General features: G+C 58.8%; 7 protein-coding genes. 2 read left to right on the top strand and 5 right to left on the bottom strand.

The window, feature by feature from the left end; all coding sequences use genetic code 11:
• Nucleotides 1–217: 217 nt before the first annotated feature.
• The gene (locus tag QZ540_RS07755) at nt 218–871 is read left to right on the top strand and encodes a GNAT family N-acetyltransferase (RefSeq protein ID WP_294628975.1); all 654 of its coding nucleotides are present in this window, start codon (nt 218–220) and stop codon (nt 869–871) included.
• A gap of 102 nt (nt 872–973) precedes the next feature.
• On the opposite strand, the gene QZ540_RS07750 is transcribed toward QZ540_RS07755, so the two are convergent.
• From QZ540_RS07750 to moaA, 5 genes are all read right to left on the bottom strand, one after another.
• The gene (locus QZ540_RS07750; RefSeq protein WP_294628973.1) at nt 974–2050 is read right to left on the bottom strand and encodes a LacI family DNA-binding transcriptional regulator; all 1077 of its coding nucleotides are present in this window, start codon (nt 2048–2050) and stop codon (nt 974–976) included.
• Nucleotides 2051–2148: 98 nt separating this feature from the next.
• Nucleotides 2149–3462 (bottom strand): molybdopterin molybdotransferase MoeA, encoded by a 1314-nt coding sequence (locus QZ540_RS07745; RefSeq protein ID WP_294628971.1) that lies wholly within the window; start codon nt 3460–3462, stop codon nt 2149–2151.
• A gap of 152 nt (nt 3463–3614) precedes the next feature.
• On the bottom strand, nt 3615–4322 hold the full coding sequence (locus tag QZ540_RS07740) for a molybdenum cofactor guanylyltransferase (RefSeq protein WP_294628969.1): 708 nt from the start codon (nt 4320–4322) through the stop codon (nt 3615–3617).
• Nucleotides 4322–4588: a MoaD/ThiS family protein gene (locus QZ540_RS07735; protein ID WP_294628967.1), complete on the bottom strand. Its 267-nt coding sequence runs from the start codon at nt 4586–4588 to the stop codon at nt 4322–4324. Before QZ540_RS07735 ends, QZ540_RS07740 begins: the two co-directional genes overlap by 1 nt.
• Before the next feature lie 114 nt (nt 4589–4702).
• Nucleotides 4703–5914 (bottom strand): GTP 3',8-cyclase MoaA, encoded by a 1212-nt coding sequence (gene moaA, locus QZ540_RS07730; RefSeq protein WP_294628965.1) that lies wholly within the window; start codon nt 5912–5914, stop codon nt 4703–4705.
• A gap of 232 nt (nt 5915–6146) precedes the next feature.
• On the opposite strand from moaA, the gene modA reads away from it, so the two are divergent.
• On the top strand, nt 6147–6953 hold the full coding sequence (gene modA / locus QZ540_RS07725) for a molybdate ABC transporter substrate-binding protein (protein ID WP_294628963.1): 807 nt from the start codon (nt 6147–6149) through the stop codon (nt 6951–6953).
• Nucleotides 6954–7120 lie beyond the last annotated feature (167 nt).

Here is a 7120-nt window from a genome sequence, read left to right as displayed (position 1 = left end):
CTAGAGCTGGTGCGGGGTGTTCAAATTTTCCTGCAAAGTAATGCAAAAATAACATGAATAAATATTCGTAAAATTTATGCATATTGGTGCAATATAAGCTGGCACACATTCGATGCATGGCTATGAAAAATGTCTTGATAAGGCAGAATTTATTAGCCAGGAGTGAATAATCCAGCTAATATTTATGTATAGTTTCAAGCTTTTGTAAAGGGTGAATATGACCTCAGCTTCCTATACCGTCCGCACCGCCGAGTCTCATGAATATGCAGATGCGCTCGAGGTGCTGATTGCCGCATTCGACGGAGATCCCGCCATGATGGCAGTCATCGCGGGCGGTAGCCGCCGACAGGAGCTCGCCAAGCTCCGCGCCATTATGACCCTGCAGGTCTACGGCAACTTCCAGGACCGCGGACGCATCGACATTGGCATCGACGAATCCACCGGCAAAATTGTCGGCGTCTGCCTCTGGAGCACCCCCGAATCCCACGAAGGTTCCTTCCTCAACGAACTCAAGCAGGTAGGCGCCTACTACAAGGCTCTCGGCTGTAAAACCCTGCTACGAGCCATCACGATGGAGCTGCATCTCCTCAAGTACCGCCCCGCGTACAAGCACTGGTACCTCTTCAATATTGGTGTTCTCGAAGAGTACCGAGGCCGCGGTATCGGCTCGCAGCTACTCGACTACGGCACCGAACGCATCGGCGACTACCCCGCCTACCTCGAAGCGTCGACCTACGATAGCGCACGCCTCTACGAGCGCCGCGGATTCTTCTCCCTCGGCCCGCTCCACGGAATCTTCTCCAAGGCACACGCCGTCGGCATGGTCTACCCCGGCACCGGTCCCACCGAGATTGTGCAGCGCACCTCCTAAACTTCCGGACGCGCACAAAACCGATAAATGTATATGCAAAATCCGCCCCACCGTGAGCACTCGCACGGTGGGGCGGATTTTTATCGTCAGAGGAGGAGCCTCTTATTGGAGCTCGTCCGGGGCGGAGGTGTCAGGCTGAATCTGATTCAGATCCGGGATAGAACGCACCGTCGCCCCCAGATGCAACTCAACGGGGAGCACATCCTCGGGCTGGGTAATTGGGGGAGTGGTCTTCTCTGAGGAATCCTCCTGCTGTAGCTCAATGAGCTCCAGCAGACGCTGCGCGGTGCGCTTCGCAATACCCTCAATCGGCTGAACCACGGTCGCCAGCTCCGGCATGAGTAGCTGAACGCTCTGCGTGCCGTCGTAACCAATCACCTGGAAATCCTCAGGAACGCGAACGCCTCGAGCACGCGCCCAGCCCAGCGCCAATGCGGCGTAATTATCGTTGGAAGCGAAGACTGCATCCACCGGCTCCGGGCTATCGGCGCGTTCGTCGAGGTAGCGGTAGAGCACCTCACGCTTAATGCCCAGAGAGGGGCGGAAGCCCAGCTCCAGGAACTCCGGCATGAGTCCGGCTTCGAGCATTGCCTCGCGGTATCCGCGCTGACGCTCATTGTGCTCACCCAGGGTCGACGTCACGTGCACAATATTCTGCGCACCCGTGGCAATCAGATGCTCCGTGGCGGCGCGGGCGCCTCCGTAATTATCGGAGCGGACATTCGGGTAAAAGCCGCTTTCGAGGCGGTCCACGGTCACCAGGGGAGCCTGGGCGTGCGGAATATTCACCAGCGCGTCAGAGTGCGCGCCGCTGATAATGCCGTCCACCTGGTTGGAGAAAAGCATCTCCAGGTAGCGCTTTTCCTGTTCGGGGTGGTCATCGCTATTGCAGAGAATGACGCGGTAGCCTGCCTCGGCAAGGTAACTTTCGAGGCGGTACACCATCTCCCCGTAGAAGGGGTTTGCGACCGTGGGGAAGATGAGGCCCACCATCTGCGAGCGCTGACCCTGCAGGCTGCGGGCGATGGCGTTGGGTCGGTAGCCGAGTTCCCGCATTGCCTCGTGGACCTTGGTGCGGGTGCTTTCGCTCAGGTAGCCGCGGTTGTTGAGCACGCGGGAGACCGTGGTGGGGGAGACTCCCGCCAGGGCCGCAACATCGCTGAGTTTGGGCTTAGCCACGGAGACTCCCTTCGGTATGCTAAACGATTGACATATCTCTCTACTATACCCCGACCGCATACCGCATAAACATTTCAACGCCGGAAAATAGCGCCTTACTACAGCACCGGAATAATCGGAACCCGAGCCCCCACCTCATGAGCGGAACCCCGGACCGAAGAATCATCCAACACCGCGCAGTGAGTAGCCGCCGCCAACGAGGACAGCATATGCGACGCCGACTTCGGCAGAGGATACGCCACACCATCACGCACCGACACAGGAAGCAGACGAGCCCCCGCCGGCTTACGCAACGTATCAACAGGCTCACCCAGAACCGCAGAATCCAGCTCCGGCAGAGGCATATCCCTCATACCAGCCAGAAGCGGCGGCAAATACGAATACAGGGCAGTGTACGCCGCCAAAGGATTACCCGGCAGACCCAACACAAAACGCTCACGACCCGAATTCGGGCCAGTCTCCGGAACCGGCAGGCGCGCAGCCAATGCTGGATGGCCCGGACGCACATCCACCGACTCAAACAGGTACGTCGCACCCATATCGTTGAGCACCTTACGCACCAAATCAACACCCGAGGTACTCGACCCACCCGTGAACACCAGCACACGAGCAGTCGACGTGGACAAGAACGTGCGGAACTCAGACTCAACATCCGCTAGGCGAATCGAAGGGCGCGCCTCGCAGCCAGCAGAAATAATCGCATGCTCCATGAAGCCGCCAAATGCATCACGCACCTGACCCGGCGCAGGCACACCAAACGTAATGACCTCATTACCTGTAAACGCGCAACGCACCGGAATCGGGGCATACACCGGCAACTCATCAAAACCATTCGTGCCCAAAAACGCCGCCATACGCGCAGAGATACGGTCGCCGTGGCGCGCCAACAGCTCGCCACGCTCCAGCTCAGCACCGGCATGGCGAATATCAGCACCCGGTGCCGGAGGCTCAAAATCCTCCGCCATATCCAGGTAATGAATGCTCGACGCAGTCTCCAAATGGGCGCTCACGCCCGGACGCGAAGAACCCTCCGCACCCTCATACAGGCGGGAATGCTCCTCACGCACAATCGCCTCAGTGCCCTCCGGGATCAAACCGCCCGTCAGAATCGGAGTTGCCTCACCCGGAGCAATCGGTACCGTCAGACGGTGAATATTTGCGCGAGAATCCTCCGGGTACGCCGGGGTTACCAGACGCCACGGAGGCGCACCCGCCACCGCATAGCCGTCCATCGCCGAAGAGCTGTAGTGGGGCACCGGCATCATCGAATAAACGTCGTCCGCCAAATAGTGGCCAATCGTCGCCAACAGCGGCAAAGACTCCGTCTTCACATGGTGAGCAATCTCCAGACCCTGCTCATGCAGAATCTGGCGGGCCTGCTGCCACGAAACAGAAGGAATATGGTGAGACATCGTACCTCGTAAAAAGTGTGTGCGGGACGCGCAACAGCGCGCGAGCTCAAAAACATCGCCCGGTCGGGCGTTAAGAACTGAGACCTACCACTAGGGTACTCGTAGCTTGGCAACTAGCGCTCCCGCGCGCCTCAGCTGCTGATAACCCCGTGCTAATAACTTGACCAGAGCGAAGTTGTATAGCCCAGAGCCTGCGCCTGCTCCCAGGTATCAACATCGGCGGTGTCAGCGGCAGACATCTCCACCGCCACAGGGTTCAGACGGCGCAAAAAAGAACGAACAGAAGCGTCGGTCGTGCCGGTCGAAAAGACCGAACGGATCGCCTCAAAACGGTAAATACCAACCAGCGGCTGATAGATGCCCTCAGAGACACCCCAGAAGCCCTCAGAAGCTTCAGAGTCACTGGGCGCTTCAGAACCGGTGGGGGAGGGGGCGGTCGCGGCTTGCTCAGCACTTCGTGCCGCGGCAATCAGCTGCTGAACCGCCGGAGCAATACGCGGAGTATCCACACCCAAAATCAGGCACCAGCCCGGCAACGGGGTCTGCGAGCGCTCACAATCCGCCGCAATACACTCCAACCCGGCATGAATCGCCGCGGCAGGACCCGAAAACGGCGGATCCTCACGAGTACGCAACACCCCGGTAGGCAACGGCAAGCTCTCAGGACCCACCACCACACGCGGGGACGCGGCGGCCACCGCCTCCAGGGCGCAATCCAGTAGGGTGCTCGTGCCATCAGACAGGGACGCCTTCGGCACATGGTTCAGACGGCGAGAAGCGCCTCCGGCAACAACGACCGCGGCGCACGAAAAATCACCCTCGGAGGGGAACGGAGAAGCGGGCATCTTAGTAGCCGGCATTATCCACCCGCAAAGGGAGGCAGAACGTCCACACGGTCGGCATCCTGCAGGGGTGCTTCCGCCTCCGAGCGGGCACCGTTGACCAGGAAGGAGCACTGCTCCATGACCTGCGCAAGAGTCAGGCCCGAAGGGGTCGTACCATCCAGAGTTCGACCCAGGTGCTCAATAAGCGCGCCAAGAGTCGCGGACGGCAACTCAGCCAGAGGCACCGACAGCTGCGCAGTACCCGCCGCAGAACGCGCGGCAGCGAAAAAATGAACCTGCATCATGCTCCTCAAACCTTGAATAGGGGTAGCCGAACGCCAGGGGGCAGGTGCCAGCAAAAGACCTTGTCCCACGCATATCTGACTGTATATTCGGCTAATCAATAGGGTAGCTTCTTAGCCACCAATAGCGCTCATCGAGCGGCTCGCCTTCGCGAACTCCTCAATATCGAAGTCAGCGTCTTCCTTACCGTGCGCACGCGGCTTAAACCACATGCCCTCACGCCAGCGCAGAGCCAGCTCCTTATCGTCAGCGCCAGAACGCAGAAGCTGCATCAGATCAGTCTCAGTATCGGAGAACAGGCAGGAGCGAATCTTGCCGTCCGCCGTCAGACGGGTGCGGGTGCACGCATTGCAGAACGACTCGGTTACCGAGGCAATGATGCCCACGCGACCCAGCGACTCGGTGCCGTCAGCCGGGAAGCCCGCCTCATCCAAGGCAGTACCGAGCGGGTACACCTCCCACAGCTGAGCGGGGGAGTCACCACGCGCCTCAGCCACCGAACCCAGGACGTACTCAGCCGATAGCTTCTCGCGAATCTCAGCGGCAGTAATCGTGCCCTCACGGGTCCAACGGTTATCGGCATCCAGCGGCATCTGCTCAATGAAACGCAACTGATAGCCGCCCGCCAACGCCCAGCGCAGAAGCTCCGGAGCCTGATCATCATTCAGGCCCGGCATCAGCACAGCATTAATCTTGATGGGCCACAGACCAGCCTCCGCCGCGCCGTCAATACCCTTGAGCACGGCGTCGAGCTTATCGCGGCGGGTCAGCTCGGCAAAGGTCTCACGGCAAATCGTATCCAGTGAAACATTGATGCGGGTCAGGCCAGCCTCCGCCAGGGCGGCAGCACGCTTCTCCAAACCAATACCGTTCGTCGTAATAGCAAGCGGAATATCCGGATGCGCCTGATGGATGCGGGAAATAATGTCCACCAAATCGGCGCGCACCAGCGGCTCACCACCGGTAAAGCGAATCTCCTCCACGCCCAGCTCAGTAATCGCAATGTCGGCAAGGCGCGCAATCTCCTCGGCGGAGAGCAGATTATCCTTCGGGAGCCACTGCAAACCATCCGCCGGCATGCAATAAATGCAACGAAGATTACATTTATCGGTCAGAGAGATACGCAGATCCGTCGCCACGCGACCCCAACGGTCCAAGAGCGGACCGCTGTTCGTAATATTAGGGAGCTTACGTGCAGGCTTGACGCCACTCTCAGATTTTTCGGGCGTAACAAAAGTAGCCCCGTTACCCTCCGCAGAAGATAAGGTGCTTAACGTTGGGCCCGCAATGAGTTCAGAAGAGGCCGAATTCGCCGTGTACGCCATGTAAAACCTATGTGGAAAATTTGCATATTTCAGGTGACAATATGATTATTCCATGTTCCGGCGCCCCTTACATAGTGTGTGAAGGGTAAGTTACAACTGCGCCACCGCAGACTACCGTGACAACGCAACAACACGTGTACAAGCTAGGGACGTACACAAAACGTCACATAGAGCCCGCACATGGACGCACCTCACCTCCAATAGCAGTACGAACCAACCAAGGAAATACCTCATGAAGAGCCCCCTCGCAGCCCTCAGCGCGCTCGCGGCAGCAACCCTCGCCCTCACCGGATGCGGCGCCACCCAGAGCTCCTCTTCGTCCACCGCATCTGCTGCAAGCAGCCAGGCAGCCTCCGGCAAGGTCGAAGTCTTCGCCGCAGCCTCCCTGAACAACGCCGGCGCAGACCTCGAAAAGGCATACGAAGCCGCCAACCCCGGCGTAGACGTCACCTTCGTCTACGAAGGCTCCGCAAAGCTCGTCAACCAGATTGAGCAGGGCGCAACCCCCGACCTGCTGATCACCGCAGATACCAAGAACATGGACAAAGCAAAGAAGCTTGACCAGTTCTCCAACTCTGAAACCGACGTTCTGGTCACCAACAAGCTCGTGCTCGTTACCGCAGAAGGTAACCCCGGCAAGATCAACAGCCTCGACGACCTCAAGACCACCGAAGGCGTCGTCGCAGTCTGCAAGGAAGACGTCCCCTGCGGCACCCTGGCGCACGAAGAGCTGAAGAAGCACGACATCACCCTCAAGAACGCAACCACCGAGGGTAAGGTCACCGACGTGGCAACCAAGGTGTCCACCGGTAACGCAGATGCAGGCTTCATCTACACCACCGACCTCGCAGCAGCCAAGAAGAAGGGTGCAAACCTCGGCTCCATCGAGCTGACCGATGTTGAGCCCAACGAATACCCCGCAGCGCTGAGCAAGACCGGCTCCTCCTCCGAGGCTGCAAAGAAGTTCAACGAGTGGCTGAAGACCTCCGACGAGGCTAAGAAGATCCTCTCCGACTACGGCTTCAACACCACCAAGTAGTCATTAGCACCCCACGCTTCTCAGCTGAAACAGCTATAACGAGGCAACGGGACACACCCCGCAGGATGCGGTGGCACGCTCAACGAGCATGCCACCGCATCCTGAACATATTTTCCGACGCACACCAATAACCACTGCAGAAGACCCCTAGCACAGATCGGAAGAGC

The organism is uncultured Rothia sp. (assembly GCF_916049665.1).
In the GTDB taxonomy this organism is placed as follows: Bacteria; Actinomycetota; Actinomycetes; order Actinomycetales; family Micrococcaceae; genus Rothia.
Note: the sequence above shows the minus strand (reverse complement) of the source record. Positions and strands in the feature narration are given on the sequence as shown.

Bases quoted from the DNA above. Each gene is read 5' to 3' on its own strand.
- QZ540_RS07745 (WP_294628971.1), bottom strand. From the start codon at position 3,462: ATGTCTCACCATATTCCTTCTGTTTCGTGGCAGCAGGCCCGCCAGATT.
- QZ540_RS07735 (WP_294628967.1), bottom strand. From the start codon at position 4,588: ATGCAGGTTCATTTTTTCGCTGCCGCGCGTTCTGCGGCGGGTACTGCG.
- modA (WP_294628963.1), top strand. From the start codon at position 6,147: ATGAAGAGCCCCCTCGCAGCCCTCAGCGCGCTCGCGGCAGCAACCCTC.
- QZ540_RS07740 (WP_294628969.1), bottom strand. From the start codon at position 4,322: ATGCCGGCTACTAAGATGCCCGCTTCTCCGTTCCCCTCCGAGGGTGAT.
- QZ540_RS07755 (WP_294628975.1), top strand. From the start codon at position 218: ATGACCTCAGCTTCCTATACCGTCCGCACCGCCGAGTCTCATGAATAT.
- moaA (WP_294628965.1), bottom strand. From the start codon at position 5,914: ATGGCGTACACGGCGAATTCGGCCTCTTCTGAACTCATTGCGGGCCCA.